This is a genomic window from Hydrogenophaga sp. Root209, assembly GCF_001428625.1.
Classification (GTDB): Bacteria; Pseudomonadota; Gammaproteobacteria; order Burkholderiales; family Burkholderiaceae_C; genus Hydrogenophaga.
The window spans coordinates 159511-186173 of sequence record NZ_LMIE01000002.1 but is presented as its reverse complement, the minus strand read 5'-3'; the positions used below and the strand labels follow the sequence as shown (position 1 = coordinate 186173).

General features: G+C 65.4%; 24 protein-coding genes and 1 pseudogene. 8 read left to right on the top strand and 17 right to left on the bottom strand.

Translation table 11 applies throughout. From position 1 onward, the window contains the following. Positions 1-5 precede the first annotated feature (5 nt). From ASE11_RS03585 to ASE11_RS26100, 4 genes and pseudogenes are all read left to right on the top strand, one after another. Positions 6-806: pseudogene (locus ASE11_RS03585) on the top strand (ABC transporter ATP-binding protein); the annotation flags it as partial. Positions 807-934: 128 nt separating this feature from the next. Next, on the top strand, positions 935-2188 hold the full coding sequence (locus ASE11_RS03580) for a phenylacetate--CoA ligase family protein (RefSeq protein ID WP_056266228.1): 1254 nt from the start codon (positions 935-937) through the stop codon (positions 2186-2188). Positions 2189-2517: 329 nt separating this feature from the next. Continuing rightward, a complete protein-coding gene (locus ASE11_RS03575; protein WP_056266223.1) occupies positions 2518-4785 on the top strand; it encodes a winged helix-turn-helix domain-containing protein in 2268 nt (755 codons plus the stop codon). Then, entirely contained in the window at positions 4785-5351 is a 567-nt protein-coding gene (locus ASE11_RS26100) for a GNAT family N-acetyltransferase (protein ID WP_056266220.1), read from the top strand. Before ASE11_RS03575 ends, ASE11_RS26100 begins: the two co-directional genes overlap by 1 nt. On the opposite strand, the gene ASE11_RS03565 is transcribed toward ASE11_RS26100, so the two are convergent. The 5 genes from ASE11_RS03565 to ASE11_RS03545 form a co-directional block, all read right to left on the bottom strand. Continuing rightward, positions 5283-6254 carry a rhodanese-related sulfurtransferase gene (locus ASE11_RS03565; RefSeq protein WP_056266216.1) on the bottom strand — a complete coding sequence of 324 codons (972 nt, stop codon included), beginning with the start codon at positions 6252-6254 and terminating at the stop codon, positions 5283-5285. The genes ASE11_RS26100 and ASE11_RS03565 overlap by 69 nt on opposite strands. Positions 6255-6283: 29 nt before the next feature. Beyond that, complete coding sequence (locus tag ASE11_RS03560; RefSeq protein WP_056266213.1) at positions 6284-7357, bottom strand: patatin-like phospholipase family protein; 1074 nt, start codon at positions 7355-7357, stop codon at positions 6284-6286. Between the two features lie 27 nt (positions 7358-7384). Beyond that, a complete protein-coding gene (locus tag ASE11_RS03555) occupies positions 7385-8236 on the bottom strand; it encodes an HDOD domain-containing protein (RefSeq protein ID WP_056266209.1) in 852 nt (283 codons plus the stop codon). Between the two features lie 84 nt (positions 8237-8320). Continuing rightward, positions 8321-9148 carry an HDOD domain-containing protein gene (locus tag ASE11_RS03550; protein ID WP_056266207.1) on the bottom strand — a complete coding sequence of 276 codons (828 nt, stop codon included), beginning with the start codon at positions 9146-9148 and terminating at the stop codon, positions 8321-8323. 152 nt (positions 9149-9300) lie between these two features. Beyond that, the gene (locus tag ASE11_RS03545) at positions 9301-11712 is read right to left on the bottom strand and encodes a Tex family protein (RefSeq protein ID WP_056266204.1); all 2412 of its coding nucleotides are present in this window, start codon (positions 11710-11712) and stop codon (positions 9301-9303) included. Positions 11713-12007: 295 nt separating this feature from the next. On the opposite strand from ASE11_RS03545, the gene ASE11_RS03540 reads away from it, so the two are divergent. From ASE11_RS03540 to ASE11_RS03530, 3 genes are all read left to right on the top strand, one after another. After that, on the top strand, positions 12008-13801 hold the full coding sequence (locus tag ASE11_RS03540; RefSeq protein WP_056266201.1) for a sensor histidine kinase: 1794 nt from the start codon (positions 12008-12010) through the stop codon (positions 13799-13801). A gap of 2 nt (positions 13802-13803) precedes the next feature. Further along, positions 13804-14769, top strand: coding sequence for a response regulator (locus tag ASE11_RS03535; RefSeq protein WP_056266196.1), 966 nt, complete (start codon positions 13804-13806; stop codon positions 14767-14769). Positions 14770-14835: 66 nt separating this feature from the next. Then, positions 14836-15873: a DUF72 domain-containing protein gene (locus ASE11_RS03530; RefSeq protein ID WP_056266193.1), complete on the top strand. Its 1038-nt coding sequence runs from the start codon at positions 14836-14838 to the stop codon at positions 15871-15873. 28 nt (positions 15874-15901) lie between these two features. Here the strand turns inward: ASE11_RS03530 and ASE11_RS03525 are convergent, their stop codons facing one another. From ASE11_RS03525 to ASE11_RS03505, 5 genes are all read right to left on the bottom strand, one after another. Next, the gene (locus ASE11_RS03525) at positions 15902-16123 is read right to left on the bottom strand and encodes a hypothetical protein (protein ID WP_056266190.1); all 222 of its coding nucleotides are present in this window, start codon (positions 16121-16123) and stop codon (positions 15902-15904) included. Continuing rightward, positions 16120-16551: a VOC family protein gene (locus ASE11_RS03520; RefSeq protein ID WP_056266185.1), complete on the bottom strand. Its 432-nt coding sequence runs from the start codon at positions 16549-16551 to the stop codon at positions 16120-16122. Before ASE11_RS03520 ends, ASE11_RS03525 begins: the two co-directional genes overlap by 4 nt. Further along, a complete protein-coding gene (locus ASE11_RS25165; RefSeq protein WP_082585489.1) occupies positions 16548-17024 on the bottom strand; it encodes a helix-turn-helix transcriptional regulator in 477 nt (158 codons plus the stop codon). Before ASE11_RS25165 ends, ASE11_RS03520 begins: the two co-directional genes overlap by 4 nt. Before the next feature lie 530 nt (positions 17025-17554). Then, positions 17555-18934, bottom strand: a complete 1380-nt coding sequence (locus ASE11_RS03510) for an MFS transporter (RefSeq protein WP_056266176.1) — start codon at positions 18932-18934, stop codon at positions 17555-17557. Further along, positions 18931-20145 carry a multidrug effflux MFS transporter gene (locus ASE11_RS03505; protein ID WP_056266172.1) on the bottom strand — a complete coding sequence of 405 codons (1215 nt, stop codon included), beginning with the start codon at positions 20143-20145 and terminating at the stop codon, positions 18931-18933. Before ASE11_RS03505 ends, ASE11_RS03510 begins: the two co-directional genes overlap by 4 nt. A gap of 105 nt (positions 20146-20250) precedes the next feature. On the opposite strand from ASE11_RS03505, the gene ASE11_RS03500 reads away from it, so the two are divergent. Then, positions 20251-22041 (top strand): monovalent cation:proton antiporter-2 (CPA2) family protein, encoded by a 1791-nt coding sequence (locus tag ASE11_RS03500; RefSeq protein WP_056266169.1) that lies wholly within the window; start codon positions 20251-20253, stop codon positions 22039-22041. Between the two features lie 8 nt (positions 22042-22049). Here the strand turns inward: ASE11_RS03500 and ASE11_RS03495 are convergent, their stop codons facing one another. The 7 genes from ASE11_RS03495 to ASE11_RS03465 are packed head-to-tail and all read right to left on the bottom strand — an operon-like array spanning position 22050 to position 26627. Then, positions 22050-22454, bottom strand: coding sequence for an SRPBCC family protein (locus tag ASE11_RS03495; RefSeq protein ID WP_056266164.1), 405 nt, complete (start codon positions 22452-22454; stop codon positions 22050-22052). 14 nt (positions 22455-22468) lie between these two features. Beyond that, positions 22469-22828, bottom strand: coding sequence for a VOC family protein (locus ASE11_RS03490; protein ID WP_056266161.1), 360 nt, complete (start codon positions 22826-22828; stop codon positions 22469-22471). Next, the gene (locus tag ASE11_RS03485; protein WP_056266158.1) at positions 22807-23727 is read right to left on the bottom strand and encodes a helix-turn-helix domain-containing protein; all 921 of its coding nucleotides are present in this window, start codon (positions 23725-23727) and stop codon (positions 22807-22809) included. The genes ASE11_RS03490 and ASE11_RS03485 overlap by 22 nt, the downstream gene beginning before the upstream one ends. Next, complete coding sequence (locus ASE11_RS03480; RefSeq protein WP_056266154.1) at positions 23724-24290, bottom strand: methylated-DNA--[protein]-cysteine S-methyltransferase; 567 nt, start codon at positions 24288-24290, stop codon at positions 23724-23726. Before ASE11_RS03480 ends, ASE11_RS03485 begins: the two co-directional genes overlap by 4 nt. Positions 24291-24297: 7 nt before the next feature. Continuing rightward, on the bottom strand, positions 24298-25203 hold the full coding sequence (locus ASE11_RS03475) for an SDR family oxidoreductase (RefSeq protein ID WP_056266150.1): 906 nt from the start codon (positions 25201-25203) through the stop codon (positions 24298-24300). 30 nt (positions 25204-25233) lie between these two features. Beyond that, positions 25234-25695, bottom strand: coding sequence for a GNAT family N-acetyltransferase (locus ASE11_RS03470; protein WP_056266147.1), 462 nt, complete (start codon positions 25693-25695; stop codon positions 25234-25236). Then, positions 25692-26627 carry a glutathione S-transferase family protein gene (locus ASE11_RS03465; protein ID WP_056266143.1) on the bottom strand — a complete coding sequence of 312 codons (936 nt, stop codon included), beginning with the start codon at positions 26625-26627 and terminating at the stop codon, positions 25692-25694. Before ASE11_RS03465 ends, ASE11_RS03470 begins: the two co-directional genes overlap by 4 nt. Positions 26628-26663: the final 36 nt, after the last annotated feature.

The following is a 26663-nucleotide window of genomic DNA, read 5'->3' as shown; positions in this document are numbered from 1 at the left end:
ACACCATGACAACCCCCAACACCGTCCTCAACGTCAACGGCATCGAGGTCATCTACAACCACGTGATCCTGGTGCTCAAGGGCGTCTCGCTCAACGTGCCCGAAGGCAAGATCGCCGCCGTGCTCGGGGGCAACGGCGCGGGCAAGACCACCACCTTGCGCGCCATCTCCAACCTCCTGAAGGCCGAGCGCGGCGAAGTCACCAAGGGCAGCATCGAGCTGCGCGGCGAGCGCATCGAGAACCTGAGCACCTCCGACCTGGTGCACCGCGGCGTGGTGCAGGTCATGGAAGGTCGGCACTGCTTCGCCCACCTGACCATCGAGGAAAACCTCATGACCGGCTCCTACACCCGCACGGACAAGGGCGAGATCGCGCGCAACCTGGAGAAGGTCTACACCTACTTCCCGCGCCTGAAAACCCGGCGCACCAGCCAGGCCGCCTACACCTCGGGCGGGGAACAGCAGATGTGCGCCATCGGCCGCGCCCTCATGACCAACCCCAGCGTGATGCTGCTCGACGAGCCCTCCATGGGCCTGGCCCCGCAGATCGTCGAAGAGGTGTTCGAGATCGTCAAAGACCTGAACCAGAAGGAGAAGGTCACCTTCCTGCTGGCCGAGCAGAACACCAACATGGCGCTGAAGTACGCCGACTACGGCTACATCATGGAGTCCGGGCGCATCGTGATGGACGGCCTGGCCAGCGAGTTGCGCAACAACGAGGACGTGAAAGAGTTCTACCTGGGCATGGGCGGTGGCGAGCGCAAGAACTTCAAGGACGTGAAAAGCTACAAGCGCAGGAAGCGCTGGNCAGCGAGTTGCGCAACAACGAGGACGTGAAAGAGTTCTACCTGGGCATGGGCGGTGGCGAGCGCAAGAACTTCAAGGACGTGAAAAGCTACAAGCGCAGGAAGCGCTGGTTGGCATAGGGGACCGGTATGAACGAATACTTTGATGCGTTGGAGACCCGTGCCCCTGCCGTGCGCGAGGCGCAATTGATGCAGGAGCTGGCTCGGCAGGTTGCCCACGCCAAGCGCAACACCTGGGCCTACGCCGAAATCTTCAAAGACGTGGATCCGGCCACCGTGTGCACGCGCGAGGCCCTCGCGGACTTGCCCGTCACCCGCAAACATGACCTGGTGGCCTTGCAAAAGCAAGGCCGTGAGGCCCGATCCGATCCGTTCGGGGGCTTCAGCAGCGCCCGGTTTGGACCCGCCATGTCGCGGGTTTTTGCCAGCCCAGGACCAATCTACGAACCCGAAGGGCACTTGAAGGACTACTGGCGCGTCGCGCGTGCGATGCATGCGGCAGGTTTCAGGCGCGGCGATCTGATCCACAACGCCTTCAGCTACCACTTCACGCCAGCCGGCGCGATCATTGAGTCCAGCGCCTTGACGCTGGGGTGCACCGTGTTGCCGGCCGGTACTGGGCAGACCGAACTCCAGGTGCGCACCATGGCCGACCTCGGGCCCAGCGTCTATGCCGGCACCCCCAGTTTTCTGAAGATCATTCTTGAGCGAGCGGCCGACATGGGGCAGGCATTGCCCACCCTGACCCGCGCCCTGTTCAGTGGAGAGGCCTGCCCGGAGAGCCTGCGACAGTGGTTCAAGGACAGAGGCATCCAAGTCTATCAGGTCTACGCCACGGCCGACCTGGGTTTGCTGGCGTACGAAACATCCGCACTGGAAGGCATGGTGCTGGATGAAAACCTGATCCTTGAGATCGTGCAGCCTGGGACCGGTGAACCGGTGCCCGTCGGAGAAATCGGGGAAGTGGTGGTGACCACGCTCAACCCTACCTACCCCTTGGTGCGCTTTGCAACGGGCGACCTTTCTGCCTTTTTGCCAGGTCAATGCCCGACGGGCAGAACCAATATGCGCATTGAAGGGTGGCTGGGCCGCGCCGACCAGACCACCAAGGTGCGCGGCATGTTCGTCCACCCAGCACAGGTGAAGGCGGTATCGGCGCGATTCACCGAAATTTGCGGCGCCCGACTGGTTGTCAGTGGTGAAATGGCCTCGGACCACATGGTGTTTCAAGCAGAAGTGACCCACCCTTCCGAAGGTTTGGAGCGGCGTATCCAGGACGCGGTGCGCGACATCACCAAACTCCGCACCGAAGTCGCCTTGTTCGCTCCCGGCACCCTTCCCAAGGATGGCAAGACCATTGAAGACCTGAGAAGTTTTCGATAGCGTCCGAACCGCCCATTTCGCATCCGACAAGGGCCGCCGTTTTTCGGTGAGCCCTGCAGGTAGCAGGCCTCGACACCCCCATGTCGGGGCCTTTTTATTTTTCAGCTCCAAAACGGGTCGGTGCCTAGGTCGACGAACCTATGGTGCTCGTCGTTCCAACGTTCTATAAAGTCGCATCTATTCGAATTAATTAATACTTACCTCGTATTTATGGTGGTTTGGCAACGTCGCCGCAGGCTGGCTGTCCAGGCCGGGGCAGCTCCCAGCGCAGATGGCAGGCGGTGGGGGCCTCTGAACTGATTGGCTCGAAAACTCGAAGAAGTGGAGACATGGCATGGCGAATCGCCCACAAGGAATCCAAGATGACGGAAAAAAGCAGTGCCTGGCGGGAGGAGTATCACTTCGCGAATTGCGTCATTCGCAGCGACACGCGAGAACTGCTGCGCGACGGGGTGGCCCAGAAGATCGAGCGCCGCTCGTTCGACCTGATTCTGTACCTCCTGAAGCTTGAAGGGCGGGTCGCCAGCAAGGACGAACTGCTGGAGCACGTGTGGGGCAACCACTTCGTTTCCGAATCGGTCATCGCGCAAAGCATCATGAAGGTTCGCAAGGCGCTGGGGATCACCGGCAAGGAGCCCGGCCCGATCAAGACCGTTCACCGGGTGGGCTATCGGTTTGCCAGTGAAGTGCGAAAGGCCATCCACTCGCCGCACGCTACGCCCCCGGCGCGCCCACCGGGCCCCACCCGCATCCTGTGGTTACCCACCGATTGCGCCCTTCCCCGCGCAGACCTGTCCTGGGTCCGATACGGCCTGATCTCGGTAGCGACCCACGTGTTGCATGGGCATGGCGTGCCCACCGTCCCGGCCAGCGAAGCGATCCGGCTGCATGAATCGCTGGAAGAAGATGGCACCCACTGGGCTGAAGATCAGAGACCCAGCATCCGGGAGATCGGCATACCGATGGTGCGAAGCCGAATGACGGCACTGGGCGATCAGTTCCGCCTTGAATGGTGGATGCAGATCGACGGCATCGGTCATGGCAACCAGATCGAAGGTCCTGCCCCGGCCGAATTGGCCCTGCGTGCGGCGCGAGAAGTCGCGCTCATTGCTCGCACGCGATCGGGGGTGCAGCTCACCCCGGGGCATGAGGCGACGTTCTGGGAGGACGCGAGCCAGCTGGTCTCGCTGTCGGTGTCTCTTGATCAGACCGTCAAGGCCATGCCACTGATGGCGATCTGTGTCGACATGCCGCAGTGTCCTCTGCACATCTGGGCCGAGTTTGTGCTGGTGATGGCTCAGCGAGCAGACGAGGCCACTCCCGTGCTCACCCAGCGCATGGCACACCTGGCTCGCCTGGCACAGGACTGCGCGCACGAAGGATGGGCGCTTCTCTGCAGTGCCAAGTACCAGCTGCTGCAGCACCGCACAGCGGAGGCCGTCGAGCAGGCCATGAATGGTGTGGCCATGGTGCGCCATGCGGCGCCGCATGCATGCCACGCCAGAGCACTGCTGCTTGCATCTCACGTGCTGGCGTTTGCGGGCAAGTCCAGCGAGGCCTCCGTGCTGTGGCGAGAAGCCGCCACCCTGGTGAGCCAGGTGCCCTCCCCTGACATGGTGTGCCGTGTGCATCTGCTGCGATGCGAGCTGGACCACATGGGCATGGGGCAAACCGGTGGTGCCGAAAACCCCATCGACGGATTGGCTACAGCGCGCTGGCTGGGTCTGACACCCATGACCGCCTGGATACAGGTGTTGCATGGCCTTCAATCCTGTGCGCGAGGAGAGTGGGCGACCTGTCGACGGCAACTTGAAGCCGGCCTGCATGCGAGTGAGAAGGGAGAATCTGCACTCGCGCAACTGTTCGCCCATCTTCAACTGGGCAGTTTTCACGCGCGTTGCGACGACCAGGCCGGTCTGGTCGCCTGCATGAACGCGGTCGACCAACCGGCATTGCGCTCGGCGCCCATGGGCAGCGCGGTGGCTCGCTGGTTGCAGGCCCGTCGGTGCTATCTGGCGGGAGACGCGGTCCAGGCACTGTCGCTGGCCGAGAAAGCCATGGAGGAGATGGCCGATTTTGGTATCTGGTGTGCAGAGGACCACTGGCTCTTTGTGGCCCAGCTGGCCCTGGTGGCAGGCAACCGGCGTGCGGCTCGCGCCCTGCTTCAGCGACTGCAGGCACGCCACGAACACCGCCCGCTTCAGACGCGGCAGGCCACGGCCCTGGCCGTGGAGGGCATGGTGGAATACGCCGAGGGCAACGCGAGCAAGGCCCTGTTGTTGTTAGAACAAGCCTGCCGTCTGGCGCGCGGCTCCCTGATGGCCAACATCCTCCTGTTTGGTCACACATGGCTGGCCTTGATCGATGGACGCAACCCGTCGCCCGCTCAGCTGGCACCCGCCGGGCAGTGGGTGGAGGCCACGCGCGAAGGCCGGCACCTGCGCACCATGCTGCTGAACAAGCCCTACTGGGCGATCGCGCAACGGCACCATCCGGTCTTGTTGGAGGCGGCTGCCCGCCCCATGGCGCACCGGGTGACCGATGTGGGCGAAGGTGGTCATTCAAGCTACGCGCACTACCTTCCGCTGCCTGTGTGATGTCACGGTTTTTCACCAGAGCACTGGCGCCGACGGATCGTGCCTCCTTCGTGGAATTCGAACGGAACAACCGTGAACCGTTTGAGCATTTCAATGAACCGCACCTGCCTCGCTACTACAGCGATGTCGGCCTTGAGCAGGCCTTCGACATGCTCTTGGCGTGCCAGCACCGCGAGCAGTTCCTGACCCGGGTGACCACCCGAGGCGATTCCCCGCAGTGGGTGGGCCGGGGCAGCCTGACCGTGCACGGCACAGACGAGGGTGACTTCGCCATGTTGGTCTACCAGACGGATCGCCACCATTGGAAACAGGGTGCCGCCAGCGTTCTTCTGGCAGATCTCATTCAAGAGGCGAAGGCGCTGAGGATGCTCAGGGTGGAGGCGATGATCGCCAGTGACAACCTCGTGTCACTGCACCTGTTGCGCCGCGCTGGTTTCAAGGCCGCAGGCTGGGCCACACCAGCCGCCCTGCTCCGTGGCCAGGTCAGTTGCCTGCAGCTAAGCCGGCCCTTGCGGGGCGTCGTCGGGCCGTCCCTGCCGCGCGCCCACATGCACCTGCCCGCGTGACTCCGCCAGTTCGACCTGGCGCTGTCGCTCGGCCAGTTGTGCCTTTTCCTGCGGACTGCGTTGGTCGTGGCAATGGGGACAGCTCACCCCCTTCGCGTACAGCGGCGACGCCTTCTCGGCCGCGCTCAGCGGCCAGCGGCACGAGCGGCAGAGCTCGTGGGGGCCGGGCTGCAAGCCGTGGCCCACGCTCACACGCTCGTCGAACACAAAACACTCGCCTTCCCAGGTGCTCTGGGCGGGCGGGATCTCCTCGAGGTATTTGAGGATGCCGCCCTCGAGGTGGTAGACCTCGTCGAACCCGCGCATCTTCATGAGCGCGGTGGACTTTTCGCAGCGGATGCCACCGGTGCAGAACATCGCCACCCTGGGTTTCTTCCCGCCATGCAAGGCCGGCTGGGCGTCGAGCCAGGCGGGGAGCTCCGTGAAGGTCTTGATGTTGGGGTTGACTGCGCCCGAGAAAGTGCCGATAGCCACCTCGTAGTCGTTGCGGGTGTCGATCACCAGCACGTCCGGGTCGGCCAGCAAGGCGTTCCAGTCCTGCGGCTTGACGTATTGGCCCACGGTCTTGTTCGGATCGAGACCCGGCACGCGCAAGGTCACGATCTCCTTCTTCAGCCGCACCTTCATGCGGTGAAACGGCGGGTGGTCGCTCCAGGATTCCTTGTGGGGCAGACGGGCCAGGCGCGCGTCGGATCGCAGGTGCGCCAGCACGGCGCGCACACCGGCCTCGGGCCCGGCAATGGTGCCGTTGATGCCCTCGCTGGCGATCAGCAGGGTGCCCTTGACGCCGTGCGCGTCGCAGCAGGCCTGCAGCGGTTCGCGCAGGCCGGCGAAGTCGGGCAGATCCACGAACTGGTAGAGCGCGGCGGTGAGGTACATGGTGGCGGAAGGCTCGGCGGACATGGTCGCAATTATCCCCCTGCCCCGCTGCTTCACAGCGGCAGCACCCGAGCCGGGTCGGGTCGCTCCAGCCATTGCGCGAACTCGTCGGCCAATTGCTGGCTGGCGGAGGTCGCGGCGTTCCAGGCCTTCATGCGCGCGGCGAGATCGGACCCGTATCGGGTGAAGTCCTGGCGATCCGGCAGCTTGGCGTTGGGCAGCGTTTTCACCCAGGCCGGATCGGGCGCGAGCACCAGCAAGTTGTCCAGTGCCGCGCTGCTGCGGTGCCGGCCTTTCCAGGCCTTGTCCAGCCAACCCGGCACCACCGCTTGCTGGAAGTGGGGATACAGCACGATCGGTGCCGTGGCGGGCGGTTGGTAGTGCAGGTGCAGGTGGTAGTCGGTGATGCCACCATCCCAGTAGGCACCGGGCGGAGCCCCCTCGATGCCATGCACCGGGCGCAGCACGAAGGGAATGGAACAGCTGGCCTGCAGCGCATCCATGAAGTTGGCCCCACTCAGTGGGACCTGGCGGGTGCGGAAGTCCTGTGTTGAAAACGGCAACTCGGCGGCCGTTGAAAACACCACCCGCTCCAGCCAGGCACCCAGCGCCTTGCGGTGCAGCGCGTTGGCCGCGAACGCGCCCAGATAGCCCAAAGGTGTTCGCACGCGGCCCTCGCGACCCAGCACGTGGCGCCCGCGCGAGGTGACGATGTGGAGGTGGTAGCGCGGGTGGTTCAACACCTCCTGAACGCGCCCACCATAAAAGAGCTTCAAGCTGCCACCAAATTGCTCGCTGACCTGGTCAGGCGTCGGCCGCTTCTGGCCTGCGGGCAAGACGTAGTGTTGTGCGATGTAGTCACGCTCCAGCCGTTCGAAAGCCGCCACCGAGGCACCGAGGCAGGCCGTGGCCATGCGCCACGCGCCGATGGAGGCGCCCACCAGATGCACGGGCTGGCTGCTGCGCGGCAACCAGTGGCCAAACAGGAAGCGGTCGAGGGAGCCCAGGATCAGGCCCTTGGGCCCACCGGCGGCGGCGGGGATCACACCCACGTGTTGCGGGTGCAAACCGTGTTGCTGGATGTGCTGGCGCGCGCGCGGGCCAGCGTAGAGGCGAAGGGCTTGCATGGGCTGCGATTGTGTCGCAGCACGCCCTCACGACGTGACTTGGTCGCCCGGGGTTTCTTCGGCCTCGGTGATCTCGGTGTGACGGGAGATGGAAGGGATCTCTTCAGCCACCACGGTGTCGGGGTCGATACCCAGCACCAGGCCCACCGGATCGGGGTAGGTGTTGATCAACAGTTCGGAGCGCATGGACTGCTCCTCGGCGCGGGCACGCCAGGAGCCGATGTGGATCACGCCGGCAATCGGTTCGTACACCTCGTTCTCGAACGGTGCTGTCTGGTGTTCGATGGCGTTGATCATGCGTTTGGGGAAATTCCACTCGCGTGCCAGGGCGGCACCCACCTCGGCGTAGCTGTAGCCAAACAGGCCACGCTCCGCCGCAGAGCGCTTGAGGTCGAGCATGGGTACGCTGCGGTCCAGATCGATCATGGCCTCGGGCATGCCCACGTGCATCACGAGCTCGCCGATGCCATGGATCAAGCCCGCGGTGAACGCCGTGTTCTCGTCGATCCGGATTGGCAGCGCGATGTAGCGCGAGAGGTTGGCTGTGTTGAGGCTGTAGCGCCAGAACTGGTTGAGGTTGACGCCACCCACCGCGTGAAAGCCCTCGCCGAGCGAGGCGGCAATGACGAGCGCACGCACCTTGATCAGGCCCAGCACCTGGATCGCTTCGCGTGCGCTGGACACCGAGCGGTGCAGGCCAAAAAAGGCCGAGTTCGCCGTTTTGAGCAACTTGGCGGTGAGTACCGGATCGTCTTCGATGTACGACGCAGCCTGCATCGCATCGACACTTTCCTGGTCGAAGGTCTCGATCAGTTTTCGCACCACCTTGGGGGCCGAGGGCAAGGCATCGGGCCGTTTCAGAAGCTTGTCGAGTTGCATGTCTTTTCCCCGCCTTAGGTGCCCACCCGAATGGGGTTTGCTGTACTTTTTATCGCCTCAAAGCCTCCGCACTTGAGGTCTTTTTCAGTCAATGAATGCCCCCAGCGCCTGGCTGAACGACCACTCCGACGGGTCCTTGCCCAGCACGCTGTCCAGATCGAGCCCGAGCGAGAGGCCCACCAGGTCCGGAAAGGTGGCAACCAGGCCGTTTTCGTCGAGCTGTATTTCCTCGGCGCGCGCGCGCCACGAGGCCAGGTGCAGCACACCACCCAGCGGATCGTAGGACTCGCCCTCGAAGGGACTGATCTGGTTGTTCAGGGCCGCGACGATGGTCGTGGGGAACTGCCATTTTTCTGCCATGCCGGCGCCCACCTGGGCATAGGTATAGCCAAACACCGACAACTCGGCCTGGGCGCGCTGCAGGTCCAGCGGTGGTGTGCCCATGTCCAGGGGCGCGATGAGATCGGGCATGGCGATGTGCATGATCAGGTCGCCGATGGCGTGGATCAGGCCGGCGGTGAAGGCATTGCTCTCGTTCTGGCGCAGCACGCCCGCCAGGGATTTGGAGATGTCGGCCACGCGCAGGCTGTAGCGCCAGAACTGCGGCAGGTTCACGCCGGGCACGTTCTTGAAACTGGACCCCAGGGCCGCGGCCATCACCAGCGAACGCACATGCGTCATGCCCAGCATCGCCACCGCTTCCTCGGCGCTGCCGATCTTGCGGCTGACCCGGAAGAAGGCCGAATTGGACAGGCGCAGCACCCGCGTGGTGAGCGACGGGTCCTGGGAAATCAGGTCGGACACCCGCTTGGGATTCGGGTCGTCCTTGTTCATCTCCGCCAGCAGGTCGGACACGGTGCGCGACATGGCAGGCAGCGCGCGGGGAAAGTTCAGCAGGGCTTCGAGTTGCATGGGATGAAGTCCGATGGAGACTTTGGGTCTTTGGGCGTGATGAAGGCATGTGAAGGCATGTCTTCTCCTGTATCGGCTCCAACGCCCCCAACTTGAGCCCTGCCCGAGGCCTCCCCCGGCCGGTATTCACCCCGCCCTTGCACCGGCCCTTGTCACCGCTTTGGGTCTTTGCTCGCGCCCTGGAGTCGGGCAAACGCCGAGGCCATGGCCGAGGGGGCCGCGGCCGACGATCCACCAGGGGCATGTCGCCCCTCCGGGCGACCCGCGCGCACCGGCTCGAAGCGGTTGTCTCGCGGCCCCCCACCCTGCCCTGCGCCGCGTCCTGGCGCCTCGCCCAGCTTCATCGACAGGCCGATGCGCTTTCGCGCCACATCCACTTCCATCACCTTGACCTTGACGATGTCGCCGGTCTTGACGATCTCGCGCGCGTCGTTGACGAACTTGTGCGCCAGCTGACTCACATGCACCAGCCCGTCCTGGTGCACGCCCAGGTCGATGAAGGCGCCGAACTGGGCCACGTTGCTCACCGTGCCTTCCAGGATCATGCCCTCGCGCAGGTCGCTGATGTCGTCCACCCCGTCGTTGAAGCGCGCCACCTGGAAGTCCGGGCGCGGGTCGCGACCGGGTTTCTCGAGCTCGCCGAGGATGTCCTTGACCGTGATGACACCGAAACGCTCGTTGGCGAACAGCTCGGGTCGCAAGGTCTTGAGCATGTCGGCACGGCCCATGAGTTCGGCCACCGGCTTGCCAGTGTTCTTCATGATCTGCTCGACCACCGGGTAGGTCTCGGGGTGCACACCCGTCATGTCCAGCGGGTTGTCACCACCGCGGATGCGCAGGAAACCCGCGCTCTGCTCGAAGGTCTTGGCGCCCAGGCCAGCCACGTCCATCAGCTGCTGGCGGTTGCGGAACGCGCCATGCGCCTCGCGCCAGCGCACCACGGCCTTGGCCACGCTGCCGGAGAGGCCCGACACCTTGGAGAGCAGCGGCACGCTGGCGGTGTTGAGATCCACGCCCACGCCGTTCACGCAGTCCTCCACCACCGCGTCCAGCGTGCGGGCCAGTTCACTCTGGTTCACGTCGTGCTGGTACTGGCCCACGCCGATGCTCTTGGGATCGATCTTCACCAACTCGGCCAGCGGGTCCTGCAAACGGCGCGCGATGCTGGCCGCGCCGCGCAGGCTCACGTCCACGTCGGGCATCTCTTGCGAAGCGAATTCGCTCGCGGAATACACCGACGCGCCGGCTTCGCTCACCACCACCTTCTGCACCCCACCCTGCCCGGCCTTCTCCAGCAGCTTGATGAGGTCCGCGGCGAGCTTGTCGGTCTCGCGGCTGGCGGTGCCGTTGCCGATGGCGATCAGGTTCACGCCGTGCTTGCGACCCAGCTGGGCCAGGGTGTGCAGGGCACCATCCCAGTCGCGCCGGGGTTCGTGCGGGTACACCGTGGCGGTGTCCACCAGCTTGCCGGTGGCATCGACCACCGCCACCTTCACCCCGGTGCGGATGCCCGGATCCAGGCCCATCACCACCTTGGGGCCGGCCGGTGCGGCCAGCAGCAGGTCGCGCAGGTTGTCGGCGAACACCTTGATCGCCACCGTCTCGGCACTCTCGCGCAGGCGGGCGAACAGGTCGCGCTCGCTGGAGAGCGAGAGCTTCACGCGCCAGGTCCAGGCCACGCACTTGCGCAGCAGGTCGTCGGCCGCGCGGCCCTTGTGGCTCCAGCCCAGGTGAAGAGCGATGCGGCCCTCGGCGAGCGACGGCACCACCGTTCGGGCTGAGCCTGTCGAAGCCGCCACCTCAGGCTCCGGCAGCACCAGCTTCGCGTCCAGGATCTCCAGCGAACGCCCGCGAAACACCGCCAGCGCGCGGTGTGAGGGCACGCGCGAAATGGGTTCGTCGTAGTCGAAGTAATCACGGAACTTCGCCACCTCGGGCGCGTTTTCGTCTTTGCCGGCCACGAGCGTGCTCTTGAGCAGGCCCTCGCTCCAGAGCCACTCGCGCAGGTTCTGCAGCAGCGCGGCGTCTTCGGCCCAGCGCTCGCTCAGGATGTCGCGCACGCCGTCGAGCACGGCCGGCACGGTGGAGAAGTCGGCGCCGGGTTTGCCGTCGTCCAGCACCTCGGGCGGGCGCGTGAACGCTGCGGCCTCGGTGGCCGGGTCCAGCGTCGGATCGGCGAACAGTTGGTCGGCCAGGGGTTCGATGCCGAACTCCCGGGCGATGAGGCCCTTGGTTCGCCGACGTTGCTTGAACGGCAGGTAGAGGTCTTCCAGCTCCTGCTTGGTGGGCGCCAGTATCACGGCCGCGCGCAATTCAGGCGTGAGCTTGCCTTGTTCATCGATGCTCTTGAGGATGGTTTCGCGGCGGGTTTCCAATTCGCGCAGGTAGTCCAGCCGGTAGGCCAGTTCTCGCAGCTGGATGTCGTCCAGCCCGCCGGTGGCTTCCTTGCGGTAGCGCGCAATAAAGGGCACCGTGGCCCCGCCGTCGATGAGGTCCACGGCGGCCTGGACCTGGTGAACGCCAACCCGGATTTCCTGCGCGATTTGCGCAACGATGTTCTGCATCTGTGGCTCTTCTCGCCTCTGGGGCGAATGTCTGAGGAGGTTGAAAAAGCGAGGGAGTTTGCCACACGCCTGCAAGCTGATTTTTCGTCAGGCGAGGCTGCCATCAGAGAACTTTTTTCTGATGCGGCCATGACTTTTGTCACCGATGGATCTTGGTTCGAGGACGAAATACTTCCCTTGGAGTATGGGTCGTTTTCATACCCCTACCTAGTATCGCAGCCAGCCCGCCAAGGCCATCAACATGCGGTCCCCTTGAATTGATGGCGTCGGTTTCCATTCCTCCGCCGGAGATCCCATGAGCAACTATTTCCGCTTGACCCGCTACTTCACAGCCACCAGTCTGGTCGCCTTCGGTGTGGTCGCCGCCACCCTGATGTATTTCGAACAGCGCCAGTCCAATTTTTTTCAAGAGGTGCAAGCCGAGGAGGCGCAGACGCTGAGCGACATCCAGTCCGACTTCGTGACCCGAGCCGATGCCGTGGCGCGCCGCGACCTGCTCGCGGTGAACGAACAAGGGAACGTGAACCTGACGCGGCTCTTCTCCAATGCCCTGTGGGCGAGCGACCTCACGCCCTATCTGGCCGAGATCGGATCGGTCGACTTAGCACAATGCAAGGCGTTGGTCGATGCCGTGGACGCACAAGGAAAAGCGGTTGCCACTGCGGAGAAAAAGGCATGCTTCAAGGAGGCCGGCGCACGGCTTCAGACACTGCCCAGTTTTGGCCCGCTGGATGCGCGTGTGCGTGAAGCGATGCAAGGCAGCACCATCTTCAAGATCAAGGTGTACGACATGAGCGGCATCACGGTCTATTCCACCGAGCTTGGTCAGATCGGTGAAGACAAATCCGGCAGCGCCGGCTGGAAGAGTGCGGCAAGCGAGGGCAAGTCCATCAGCGAGCTCACCTTCCGCGACAAGTTCAGCGCTTTGCAGGGTGTGGTGGAAAACCGCGACCTGATCGCCAGCTACCTGCCCGTCATCGAGCCGGGAAGTCAAAACGTCGTGGGCGTGTTCGAGGTGTACGCCGACGTGACATCCTTCCTGGGCCAGATCAAGGCGACATCGAGCGAATTCAAGCAGGTCGCGCAGGCCAACCAGAGCCGCCTGGCCGATCAGGCCGCCAGCAACCACCAGCAGGTGCAGAGCAGCTCCAACCAGCAACTGGTCATCGTGGCAGGCCTGCTGGCCCTGCTGTATGTCGTTCTGTTGAGCATCGTGCGCCGCGCCCAGACCGTCATCGAGCGCCAAGCCCGTGAAAGCGACGCCACCAAGCAGCGCCTGGCCCAGTCGGAAAAGATGACGTCGCTGGGGCAGATGGTGGCAGGCGTGGCGCACCAGCTCAACACGCCCCTGGCCTTCTCCAAAAACAACGTGCTCATGTCGATCCAGGCGCTGGATCAGCTGGAGGGCGCCGTGCACCGACAGATACGTCATTCGATCTGCAGCGCTGACGTGGTGACCAGCGAACCAGACGCCCTGATGGAGCCCCTGAATGATGAGCACCAGGCGAGAGAACTCGCCTCCGCGATGCTGGAGGTGCGCGAAGCGCGTGAGATGCTCAGCGACGTGCTCATGGGCATGGAACAGATGAACGAGCTGGTGGACAACCTGCGCAGCTTCACCCGTCTGGACCGTGCGCACACCGCGGAGGTCAACCTCAACACCGCGCTGGGCAGCGTGTGCTACATCGCCAAGACGGTGATTTCGACCAAGATCACCCTGGAGCGGTCATTCAAGCCCTTGCCTTCAATCGAATGCAACGTGTCGCAGCTCAATCAGGTGTTCCTCAACCTCATCAACAACGCTGCTCAGGCCATACAGGGCGCGGGCACGATCACCGTGTCCACCCAGGCCGACGCCCGTTTCATCACCGTGAGCATCCGCGACACCGGCGCCGGCATTCCGGCAGATGTGCTGCCCCGCATCTTCGAGGCGTACTTCACCACCAAACCCGACGGCGAGGGCACGGGCCTGGGTCTGGCGATCGCTCGCAACATCGTGGAAGAACACGGCGGCGACATCCAGGTCAGCAGCGACGTTGGACTGGGCACCGAGTTTCGGGTGCGGCTGCCTGTCGACAAGGCGGCATGACCATGAGCAACGCTTCACTGCCCAGGGTGCTGTGCGTCGACGACGAGCCCGGCCTGCTGCGGTCCTTGCGCTGGCTCCTGCGCGGCCAATACGAGGTGGCCGTGGCGGGCAGCGGGCTCGACGGGCTGGCCTTGCTGAGTGCCGAGAACTTCGACGTGGTGATCAGCGATCAGCGCATGCCGGGCATGACCGGTACCGAATTTCTCGAGCGGGCCAAGCAGGTATCGCCGCGCAGCATCCGGCTCTTGCTCACGGGGTACTCCGACTTCAACGCCGTGCTGAGTTCGGTCAATGAGAGCGAGGTCTTCCGCTTCATCTCCAAACCCTGGGACAACCAGAAGCTGCTGGACACTGTCAGCGATGCAGCCAGGGTGGCCCGGATGACGCAGACGTCCTGGGTCGATTGCCAGGACACCCTGGACGCCGACGGGTCTGACACCTTTCACGAGGGGGTGTTGGTGTTCGACAACGACAGCAAAGCAGCCGCCCAGTGGCAGGCCTCCATCAAAACCGCGACCAACATCGTTTGCACCACTGACATCGGAGAAGCGGTGAACCAGTTGACGCGACAGAAAATGGCCGTGCTGATCACCGACATCCAGGGCGCGCGCTCGCAACAGATGGATCTGATCCGGGCCGTACGCCGCAACCAACCCCAGGTGGTCGTGCTGGTCTACAGCCAGGAGCGCGACAGCGCAGTCATTGGCCGGCTGATCAACGAAGGCCAGATATACCGCTTCATTGCCAAACCCGCTGGCCCTGAATACCTGAACCGCACGCTGCGATCCGCATTGACCCGCCACCGGCAGCTGCTGGCGGTGCCTGAGCGCACCACGCGACACCGGGCCCAGGTGTCGGACGATCTCGACTTTGAAATCGACTTTGCATCGGCTGGCGGCCAATTGCCACTGGCCATGCGAAAACCGCTCACGGGCGCGCGGAGCTGGCTGCAGCGCCTGTTTCACTGAGCACGCCGGGCTACCATCGGTGCCATCCGGGTGGCGGTTTGGCCAGGTCTCCGGCGCCCGTCCACCATGCAAGACAACCTCTTCGGCGACCCACCCACACCTGCGCCACCCGCTGCCCCAGCCGCGCGCAAACAGCGAACGGGCGTCAGCGCCGCCCCACCCGACGCGGCCCTGCAGGCGCTGGCCTCGGCCATGCCGACGCGCCTGCGCCTGGGCACCTCGTCCTGGACCTACCCTGGCTGGGCCGGCCTGGTGTGGGATGGCGACTACCCCGATGCGCAACTCTCGAAAGAAGGACTGGCGGCTTACGCTCAGCATCCCCTGATGCGAACCGTGAGCCTGGACCGCGGCTTCTACCGCCCGCTCACCGAAGGCCAGTACGCGCGCTACGCGGCCCAGGTGCCGGACGATTTCCGCTTTGTGGTGAAGGCGCCCAGCCACGTGACCGATGCGCTGGTGCGCGGCGAGGACGACCGAGGCCGCCAACCCAACCCGGCGTTTCTGGACCCAGCCTTGGCCACGCAGGACTTCGTGGCGCCCGCGCTCGCAGGGCTGGGCCACAAGGTGGGTGCACTGGTGTTCCAGCTCAGCCCGATGCCACGGCACCTGCTTCACAACCTGCCGCTGGTGCTGCAGCGCCTGCGCAAGCTCCTGCTGGCCCAGCCACCACTTTCACCCACCGCTCCCGACGGCGTGCTGGCGGTGGAGGTGCGCGACCCGGAGTGGCTGGACGAACCCTTTGTGCACGAGCTCGCTGCCGTGCTGCGCGAAGCTGGCGCCACCTGGTGCCTGTGCCTGCACGCCAAGATGCCGCGGCTGGATAAACAGCTGCCTTTGTTGCGCGCGCTCTGGCCCGGCCCCATGGTCTGCCGCTGGAACCTCAACCCGCTGCACGGCGCCTACGGTTACGAAGACGCGCGCAAGGAGTACAGCCCCTACGACCGCATTCATGACGCGGACGACGAGACCCGCGCGCTGCTGGTGCGCACCATCGCCGGCGTGACCGGCGCCGGGCAGAACGCCTACGTGACGATCAGCAACAAGGCCGAAGGGTGTGCGCCGCTGTCGGTGCGGGCGCTGGCCGAGGGGTTGGCATTGCGGTAACAACGCCTCGGGGCATCGGGTGGACTTGTCAGGATCGTTTGCCGATGTGCCATTTGGCCGTATACGGAAGTGCGAACAGGTACAAGCCGGAAAACGGCTGAAGAAAGAGCAATGGCAGCGGCGAGTAGGTCAGCCACGTCGGAGGCTCGCCCGATGTCATCGCCCTGTACGCGAAGTTGGCGATGACCGTGAGCGTGAAAACGATGGATATCCACCGGTGGCTTTGCCGCATCCAGAGGTTCCAGCTCATTTCGACCTCTGCGACGGTGACTTTGACCTGGCTTCGATCATCTTCCATCCATTGCCCGACGGGTCACGAAAGCCCGCGTCTACAGCACCGTAGCGATCGACAGGCTCTTGCGTGAACTCCACGCCATTCCCCCTCAGCCGTTCATAGGCGGCACGGCAGTCATCCACCACGAGCACCAGCGGTGGCATGGCACCTTTGGCCACGACCTCGCGCAGAGCCTGTGCCGTTGCGGCGTCATGCACCGGCGGGCCCGGCTTGAACAGGCCGAGTTGAAACGAGGGTTGCTCCGGGTGTTGTACCGTGAGCCAGCGGTAGTCACCGTTGCGAACATCCGTGTGGACGCGAAATCCGAGTTTTTCGACGTAAAACGCCAGTGCCTCACCCTGGTCCCGCACATACAGACCGACCACATCTACACCTTGAGTCATAGAACCTCCGTTGATGGAGGTTCGATTTTCTCAGCGGCTTTCTTTCGCCGCTTCTCCGAAACTGCGATCCTGAGGTCTGGCCGGTGGGCTGCGCGCACGACGCACTCCGGTACATATTCATGCAAGTGCAGTGCAGACTGTTCGTGAGCTCGAAGATTTCCCGGGGCCTCGCCAGTGATGTCTCGAAAAATTCGCCCAAAAGTGCCAAGGCTCTTCCAGCCAGTCTGAAACGCAATCTCCGTGATGGGCAAATCTGTGTCACGGAGCAGCGCAACGGCTCGCTCGATACGACGTGTGAGCAGGTAACGGTGTGGAGGGATGCCGAAGGCATCCTTGAACGAGCGCGAGAAGTGTGCTTGCGAAACAGCGCTCACTTGCGCAAGTCGGTGAATGGGCCATTCCTCATGGGACGCGCCATCCATCCGATCTTTCGCACGCAGCAACCGCCGCAGCAATTCGGGACTCTGGGTCATGCGTCTTTGCGTCCAACGTATGAGCTGAGAGGACCGCCAACAGCTTGGTCCGTGCGATGGATCATAGACAACGGGGGCTTGAAGGACCGCATTGCGGATTGTGGGTGAAGTTCCGTTCGGCGCCCAGGGCAGACCCTAGCCAATCTGAATCCACGCCCCCATTAGCAAGACCCCGACCGCTATCGCGACCGTCGTCAGAATGGGCCCCACTGGCACGCGCCCACCAGTGCCATCAGGGTTGTCGAATCCGCCAGGGCGTGAATCCTCCCATGTGGCTAGTGCGCCGTTGATGAGAAGTGCGGCCAATACGAAGCACGTCGCAGCTAACCAACGGAGCGAGGAAAACGCAGCGACGGCACCTCCAACCGCAAGGCAGACAAGAAGGGAAAAGCGTGTGTACTTGATGCGCATGCCGCTCCGTTGCAACGTCCGCTTCTGGCCGATTAGAGACATCGTAGTCGAAGCAGGACCACGCTCAACGGCCGTGGAGGCACCCCCGTCCATGGCAATCCCATGAGCTGCCCATGCGCTCAGTGCCTGACGCGCAGCGAACTGCTGACACCCGCCAGCAAGGCGCAACCCGCCGCCAGGCACAGCGCAATCGTCTCACCCCGCCCATCGTGCTGGTTCCACACCGCATAGATCGCCGCCAGCATCACCGCGCCCAAGGTCTGGCCGGTGAGCCTTGCTGTGCCCAGCATGCCGCTGGCCGCGCCACTGCGGTGCAGCGGCGCCGTGGTCACGATGGTGTGGTTGTTGGGTGACTGGAACAGCGCGAAGCCCGCGCCGCACAGCGCCAGGCGCCAGCCCATGTCCAGCACGGTGGTCTGTTCGGGCCGCAGGCCCACCAGCAGCAGGCCGGTGGCGAACACCACCATGCCGATGCCGCCCAGCCAGCCTGCGGGATAGCGCCCGATCAGGCGCCCCGCGATCGGCGCCACCAGCACGGTGGCCAGCGGCCAGGCCGTCATGATCAGGCCGGCCTCCATGTGCGAACGGCCCTGCACTTCGAGCAACAGGAAAGGCAAGGAGAGAAAAGCCAGCATCTGCGCGCAGAACGCGCCCAGTGACGAGCCCATGGACAGCGCGAACACCGGAATGCGCAGCAGGTCCAGCGGGAACAGCGGCGCGGCCAGGTGCCATTGGCGGCGCATGTATACCATGCCCACCGCCACCCCGGCGGCCAGCAAAGCCCAGCCCAACACCGGGGCGCTGTGGACCGCGCCGCTGCGCACGCCCAGGTAGTCGGCGCCGATGAACACCAGCGCGAACATGAGCACGTTGAGCAGCACGTCGATGAGCGAGAACTGCGGCGCCGCCTCGGTGCGCGGCGGGTTGGTGGGGAGCGCGCGGCGACCCATCCAGAGCGTGAGCAGGCCCAGCGGCACGTTCAACGCGAACAGCCAGGGCCACGACGCGACCGAGAGGATGGCCGCGGCCACCGCCGGCCCTGCCATGGTCGAGGTAGCCACCACCATGGAGTTGATCGCGATGCCGCGCCCCAGGCGCGAGCTCGGGTAGATCAGGCGCACCAGTGCGGTGTTCACGGCCATGATGCCGGCCGCGCCCAGGCCCTGCAGCGCACGCGCCGCGGTAAGCATGGGCAGCGAGGTCGCGAGCATGGCCGCGATCGACGACAGCACGAACAGCGACATGCCCACAAGGTAGACGCGCCGGTAGCCCAGGCGGTCGCCCAGCGCGGCCAGCGGCAGCAGCATCACCAGCGAAGCGATCTGGTAAGCGTTGACGACCCAGATGGCCTGCGAGGCACCGGCGTTCAGTTCGCGCGCAATGCCCGGTAGCGCGAGGTTGACGATGCTGCCGTCCATCACCGCCATGGCGATGCCCAGCACGATCACCAGCACGGCCTTGCCGCGCTGGGGCGAAGGCAGACCGTCCGGGACCGTCACCCGTGCGCCTCGGCGGCCAGATGCCTTTGCGCATCGCCCGAGAGGGTGATCCAGGTGAGCGCCACACCGATCAGCGCGCCCGAAGCCATGCCGACCACCATGGGCAGCGGCTTGCCGGTGGCGAACAGGCTCACGATGCCCATGGCGGCCGCACCGCCCAGCATCTGCAGCGTGCCCAGCAGCGCCGATGCGGTACCGGCAATGGCGCCGTGCTTCTCCAGCGCCAACACCGAGGTGGTGGGGATCACCAGGCCCATGAAGCCGCTGGCCACGAAATACAGCGCGATCAGCACCGCGAGCTGGTCGCCGCCCATGAGGTAGTACACCAGCATCGCGGTCATCGTCAGGCCCGACGCCGTGGCCGCGACCTTCACCAGCCGAACCAGCCCGAAGCGGTGACCCAGCATGCCGGTGAACTGCGAAGCCCCGATGAAGGCGATGGCGTTGAACGAGAACGCCAGGCTGTACTGCACGGGCGTGAGGCCGTAGTGGTTGATGAGCACGAAGGGCGAACCCGCCAGGTAGACGAAGAAGCCAGCCATGGCCGTGGCGCCTATGCCCACCAGACCCAGGTAGTGCCAGTCGCGCAGCAGCAGACCGTAGGCGCGCAGTGCGCTACCCAAGCTGCTTTCCACGCGCTCGGCCTCGGTCCGGGTTTCCTGCAGCGCTCCGTAGACCAGGGCCAGGCCAGCCACCGAGGCCAGGGCCACGGCCCAGAACACGCCGCGCCAGCCGGTGAGCGCGATCACGCCGCTGCCCGCCAGCGGCGCGAGGATGGGCGAAACGCTGAACACCAGCATCAGCAGCGACATCAGGCGCGCCGCGTCGGCGCCGGTGTGCAGGTCGCGCACCACGGCGCGTGGGATCGCCATGCCGGCGGCCGCGCCCAGGCCCTGCAGGAATCGCAGCGCCACCAGGGTCTGAATGTCGGTGGCCAGCGCACAGCCGATGCTGGCCAGCGTGAACAGGCCCAGGCCGAAGTACAGCGGCGGCTTGCGGCCGACCATGTCGGACACGGGCCCGTAGAGCAACTGGCCCACACCGAGCGCGAGGAAGAAGGCGGTCAGGCTGAACTGCACGGGACCGACCTCGGCGCCCAGACTGCGGCCGATGTCGGGCAATGCCGGCAGGTACATGTCGATGGCGAAGGGGCCGATGGCGGAGAGCAGGCCCAGGATCAGGGCCATCTTGAGGTAGCGAGTGAAGAACATCCCTGCGATTGTCGTCAGACGCGAATGGCCGCGCTGGCGCGAGGTCGTGCGCGTGCGTCACAATTTCGCCACCGCGAGCCCCGTTCATTTCACTGGAGAAACCCCATGGCCGTTGAAGGCAGCGCAGGCGATCTGCTCAAAGTCGTGACCCTGCTGGGCGCAGCGGTCGTTGCCGTGCCCCTGTTCAAGCGCCTGGGCCTGGGCTCGGTGCTGGGTTACCTGGCCGCCGGGCTGGCCATCGGGCCGTTCGGCATGGGCCTCTTCAGCGACCCGGCCACCATCCTGCACACGGCCGAACTCGGCGTGGTCATGTACCTCTTCGTCATCGGGCTGGAGATGCAGCCCTCGCACCTGTGGAGCCTGCGCCGCGCGATCTTCGGCCTGGGCAGCCTGCAGGTGGTGGTGTGCGGCCTGTTGCTCACCGGCGTGGGCCTGGCCTTCGGTTTTCCGCTGGGCGTGTCCTTTGTGAGCGCCATGGGTTTCGTGCTCACCTCCACCGCCGTGGTGATGCAGCTGCTCGGCGAGCGCGGCGACATGGCCCAGCCACGGGGCCAGAAGATCGTCGCCATCCTGCTGTTTGAAGACCTGCTGATCGTGCCGCTGCTGGCCGTGGTGACCTTCATGGCGCCGCCCGACCTGGCCGGAACCGCGGCAGCCACGTCGTCGCGCTGGGGCACCATCGGCCTGGCCCTGGGCTCACTGGTGGCCTTGGTCGCGGCTGGCGTGTGGCTGCTCAATCCGCTGTTCCGCGTGCTGGCCAACGCCAAGGCGCGCGAGGTCATGACCGCCGCCGCCCTCCTGGTGGTGCTGGGCGCGGCCCTGCTCATGCAGGTGGGCGGCCTGTCCATGGCCATGGGGGCCTTTCTGGCCGGCGTGCTGCTGTCCGAATCCACCTTCCGCCATCAACTTGAAGCCGACATCGAGCCTTTCCGCGGTCTGCTGCTCGGCCTGTTCTTCCTGAGTGTGGGCATGTCGCTCGATCTGGCCGCGGTGGCCAGCAACTGGCCCATCATCGTGGCCGGCGTGGTGGCCATGATGCTGGTCAAGGCGCTGTGCATCTACGGTGTGGCGCGCTTTGCCAGGAGCTCACACGCCGACGCGCTGGACCGCGCCGTGCTGATGGCCCAGGGCGGTGAATTTGCCTTCGTGCTGTTCGCGGCGGCCCTCGGCGCGAAAGTGATCGACCCGGTGGTCAACGCCAACATGACCGCCATCGTGGTGCTCTCGATGGCGCTCACCCCGCTGGTGGTGCTGGTGCACCGGCGCCTGGCCACCAAGCCGGGTGTGTCCATGGACGGCATCGAGGCCGTCGACGGTCAGGCCGCCAGCGTGCTGGTGGTCGGCTTCGGCCGCTTCGGGCAGATCGCCAGCCAGGGCGTGATCGCGCGCGGCGCCAGCATCACCATCATCGACAACAACGTGCAGATGATCCGCGACGCCGAGGCCTACGGCTTCAAGGTGTACTACGGCGACGGCTGCCGCGCCGACGTGCTGCATGCGGCCGGCGCGCACTCGGCCAGCGCCATCCTGGTGTGTGTGGACAACAAGGAAGCCGCCACGCGCCTCGCCGAACTGGCCCAAACCGAGTTTCCCCAGGCCGAGCTGCTGGTGCGGGCCTTCGACCGCGAACACGTGCTGGAGCTGCGCAAGAAGGCCGATGTGGGCTACCTCGTGCGCGAAACCTTCGAGTCCGCCATGGCCATGGGCCGCCAGGCCATCCTGACCCTGGGCGCCGCCGAAGAAGAAGCCGACGAGGTGATGGAGCACTTGCGCCGGCGCGACGCCGAGCGCATGGACATGGAAGCTGCCGGTGGCATCTTTGCCGGACGCGCGCTGGTGCTGGGCAATCAGGTGAAGAAGGCCGCCGCACATCCGGTAGCGCAAGAACCCGCTTGAAGATTCAGTCAGGGTCGGGCTTCAACTTCCAGCGTCCGCTTCATCGCGACCGCTCCCTGCGCCATCATGGCGCCAATGAAATCTGCCATCTCGTGCGGAAGCACATCGGTGATCCAGACGAAGCGGGTGCGCTGTGGGCCTTGCGCGAACAGTTGCGCCGACGCGTTGTGGTGCGTGAGCTGGCCACCGGCGATGGCGTAACTCAGGCGATGGATTTTTTCGTCGAGTCCCACGAAGCGCTCGCGCGCGACCATGCCGTTGGCGAAGCTCACGACGCGGGTGCCCTCCTCGGCGCGGCAGTCGGTCACGAAGCCGGGTGCCAGACGCTGGTGCACGGCGTTGAAGTCGCGCAGCGCGTCCCAGACCTGGTCCAGGCCGGCTTCAATGACGATCTCGTGGTGGATGGTGGCCATGCTGCTTCTCCTGTTCAGGGGCAGACAGCCTCGACGTTGTTGCCGTCGGGGTCGATCAGGAAGGCCGCGTAATAGGTCGGACTGTAGTCGGGGCGCGGGCCGGGGCCACCGTTGTCCTGGGCGCCCGCTTTCAGACCAGCCTTGTAGAACGCGTCCACCGCCTTGTGGTCGGCGGCGCGGAAGGCGACGTGCGTGCCCGGGCCTTCTGAGCCCTTCGTCGCGTAGAGCCAGAGCGCCGGCGCGCCCTTCGGGCCCAGACCGGCGTAGGTGTCGTCGTGGGCACCCAGCACGTGGCCGAGGGGTGCGAGCGCTGCTTCGTAGAAGCGGCGGCTTGCGGTGAGGTCTTTGACTTTCAGTCCGATGTGGTCGTACATGGTGATGACTTCCTGCTCGATGGGTGGATCAGGCGGTCATCGTCGATCAAAGCGCTCAAGCGGTCTTGGAGAATCTTGCGGTCATTTTTCGGGCCCGTTCGGGCGGCCTGGCGAAAGCCGCGCGGCGACACGCCGGCCGCGCGGTGGAAGGTGCGCACGAAGTTGCTGAGGTCGGCAAAGCCCACCTCCAGGGCCACGTCGGTCACCGGTTGCTCGCTGTCGGCCAGCAGCCGTGCCGCGTGGCGCAGCCGCGAACGCACCAGGTACTGGTGCGGCGTGACGCCGAGCACGCGCGAGAACAGCCGCAGGAAATGGAACGGGCTCAGGGCCACTTCGCCAGCGGCCCGGTCCAGGTCGATGTCCTCGTGCGAATGGGCGGCAATCCACATCGCGGCCTCCACGGCGCGGCGGCGGTCGCGCTCGCTCGTGCTCTGCGGCGCGAGGTTGCGGCCCGTCACGACGTCGACGAAACGGGACGCGAACCACAGGCCCACTTCGTCCAGGCCGGCATCGCTGCGGCCATTGGCCACCGACTGCGCGAGTTCGCCCAGCACCATGAGTTCGGGCAGCGGCGGGAGGCCGCCGGTGCGCCAGGTGCATTTGTCGCCGCCGACCAGCTCCACGAAACCTGGCGAGAGGTGAAACGCGAGGCATTCGTCGCCGCAGACGTGGTGGTCGTGCGTGCACATGAACTCGTCACCCGGGTGGCCCACCAGCACCGAGCCGGCCACCAGTTCATACGACGCGCCCCGCACCCGGTAGCCAAAGGTGCCCTTGCGCACGTAGGAGACCGAGTGGCCTGTGTGCACCTCGGTGAACGGCTTCTCGGCCGGGCCGGCGCTGCAGCGGTAGTCCACCACCCGGATGGCGCCAGACAGCAGTTCGGTGGCAGTGATCATCTGCCGTCTCCATCGAACAGGCCGGGCTCGCTGCCGATTTGCGCGCATTCAATCTGCAGCATGCGCAGCTTGGTCGCCACGCCGCCGGCGGCGGAAAAACCGCCCGAGCGGCTGCCCGCCGCGAGCACGCGGTGGCAGGGAACGATGGGGGCAAACGGGTTGTGGCCCATGGCCTGCCCCACGGCACGGGCCAGGCCGGCATCGCCCAGGGCCTGGGCCATCTCGCCGTAGGTGCGGGTCTGGCCGGGCGGTATCGCGCGGGCCATCGCATAGACCTCGCGCTGGAACGGCGTAAGGCGGGACATGTCGAGTTCGATCTCGCGCAGATCGCTGCGCGACCGGCCCTCCAGCAAAGCCTGAACACCCTCGATGGCCGTCTGCACCGGCGCCGGCGGCTGAGCGACCTCGGGCAGTGGCGGAAAACCCTTCAGCAGCCGCGCACGGGTGCGGGCCGCGTCGGCCTCGGGCAACTGCACCGCCACCACACCCGCCGCGCCCCAGGCGATGCCGCAGACACCGATGGCGGTGTCGAACAGGGTGTGGCCGCCCTCGCCCATGGCCATCTCGATCTCACACGGCGCGCAGCGCCGCGCGCAAACCCTCGCCGATCTCGGGACGCTCGAGGAAGGGGTCGGCCGGGTTGGTGATGTTCACGATGCCCTCCATGCGCGCGCGCACATTGCCCAGCGCGCGTGGGTGGCTGAAGATGTAGAAGCGGTCAGCTGAAATCGCGTCGAACACCAGCTGCGCCACCTGGGCCGCCGTGACCTTGCCCGAGCCCACCGCCTTGTCGCTCATGGCCTGGCCGATCAGCTGGCTTTGCGTGGCCTTTTCGTCAGCCAGCTCGGCGGGCTTGTTGCGGTGGCTCTGGCTGATGCCGGTGGGCACGAAGTACGGGCAGAGCACGCTGGCGCTGATCTGGTCGCTCACCAGCTTCAAGTCCTGGTAGAGCGTTTCGGTGAGGCTCACCACGGCGTGTTTGCTCACGTTGTAGATGCCCATGTTGGGTGGCGTGAGCAAGCCGGCCATGCTCGCGGTGTTCACGATGTGGCCGCGCCAGGCCGGGTCCTTCTTGGCGGCGGAGAGCATCATGGGCGTGAACAGGCGCACGCCGTGCACCACGCCCCACAGGTTCACGCCCAGCACCCACTCCCAATCCTTCACCGAGTTTTCCCAGATCAGGCCGCCCGAGCCCACACCGGCGTTGTTGAACACGAAATGTGGCGCGCCGAAGGTCTTCTCCACATCGGCGGCCAGCGCTTCCATCTGTGTCTGGCTGGACACGTCGACCTTGCGCGACAGCACCTTCACGCCGGTGGCCTCGATCTCGGCCGTGGCCGCGTCCAGCGCATCCTGCTGCACGTCCACCAGCACCAGGTTCATGCCCAGCTTCGCACCGATGCGCGCGCACTCCAGACCGAAGCCCGAACCGGCGCCAGTGAGCACCGCGGTTTTACCTTTGAAGTCCTGAATCATTTGTGTCTCCTTTTTGCGTATGTCAAAAAATCAGGCCGGGCGCAGCATTTCGATGTGGTCGATGCCGTCTTCGATGTAGATCGGGCCAATGGGCTCGAAGCCGTGTTGCCGGTAGAAGGCTTCCAGCCGCGCCTGCGCGCCGATGCGGATGGGCTGCACACCCCACAGGCCGTGCAGGGCCTGCACCGCTTCGCGCATCAGCACATGGCCCAGGCCACCACCGCGCGCCGCCGGCAGCGTGACCACGCGGCCGATGCTGGCCTCGTTGAATTTCAGGCCGGCCGGCACCAGGCGGGCGTAGGCGACCAAGGTCTGGTCCGCCGTTTCGCCCAGCAGGTGGAAACACCGCGCGTCGGCGCCGTCCATGTCCTGGAACACGCAGTTCTGTTCCATCACGAAGACCTCGGTGCGCAGTTGCAGCAGGGCATAGAGCGTGCGGGCATGCAGGGCATCAAAAGGCAGGCAGCGCCAGTTCAGTGAGGTCGAATTCAAGCGCGCACTTCCCTCAGCACGAAACCGATGCGCGGAAAGTGCACGTGCAGCAGGCCAGCGCGTTCGTCGGTGCGCTCCAGCGTGTAGCGCGTGCGCGTGGCCGCGCGCAGGATGCCTTCGGTGGGTTCCTGGCCGAAGGTCTCGGCGCTGATGGTGACGCGGCTGCCCAGCGCAATGCCGTGGTCGTCCTGGAAGGTGTCGTCGGTGTGCGGCGCGGGCTGTGCGGAGGCCGCAATGGCGATGGCTTGCTCGGACGTGAGTTTGCTGAAGCTGCCATGGCCGATCGCGGCCATGCGGTCCATCCATTCGATGACGTGTGGTGTGGCGTCCAGAATATCGGCCATGGCGGGGTTGACCACACGGCTGAACCACAGCGGGTGGTAGGCCGCGAAGTCGGCCACGCAGGGCGCGTCGCCCAGCAGGTAGGGGTGCATTTCCACCATGGTGGAGAGGCGGCGCAGGTAGCTCCTGCAGGCGGAAGTCGCGTCCCCCGCGCGCAGGCTGGTCATGCCGCCGCGCATGGCGCCACGGTCGGCCGCGAAGGCCTGGGCCGCTTCCGGCGGCTGGCCGGCGAACAGCGCAGCGGCGCCCTTGGGGCTGAGGCTGTAACCCATGGCGGCCCAGAACAGCGTGCTGTCGGCCCACTGGGACAACACGCGCGCCATGCCCTTGAGGTGCTCGGGGTAAAGGGTGGGTTCGGGCTCGCGGTGTTCGAGCACGTCGCAGATGAGGGCGGTGTCGCAATAGATGTCGGCGCCGATCTGCAGGAAGGGTGTGCGTCGGTAACCACCGGTGAGGGCAATCACGTCGGGCTTGGGCATGATGCGCGGGATGTTCACGCTCTGCCACGCCAGCTTCTTGTGTCCCAGGATCAGGCGCACCTTCTCCGAAAACGGCGACGTGGGGTAGTGGTGCAGGATGAGGTCGGACATGGTTCAGCGTTCTCCGTGTGATGTGATGTCCGTTCG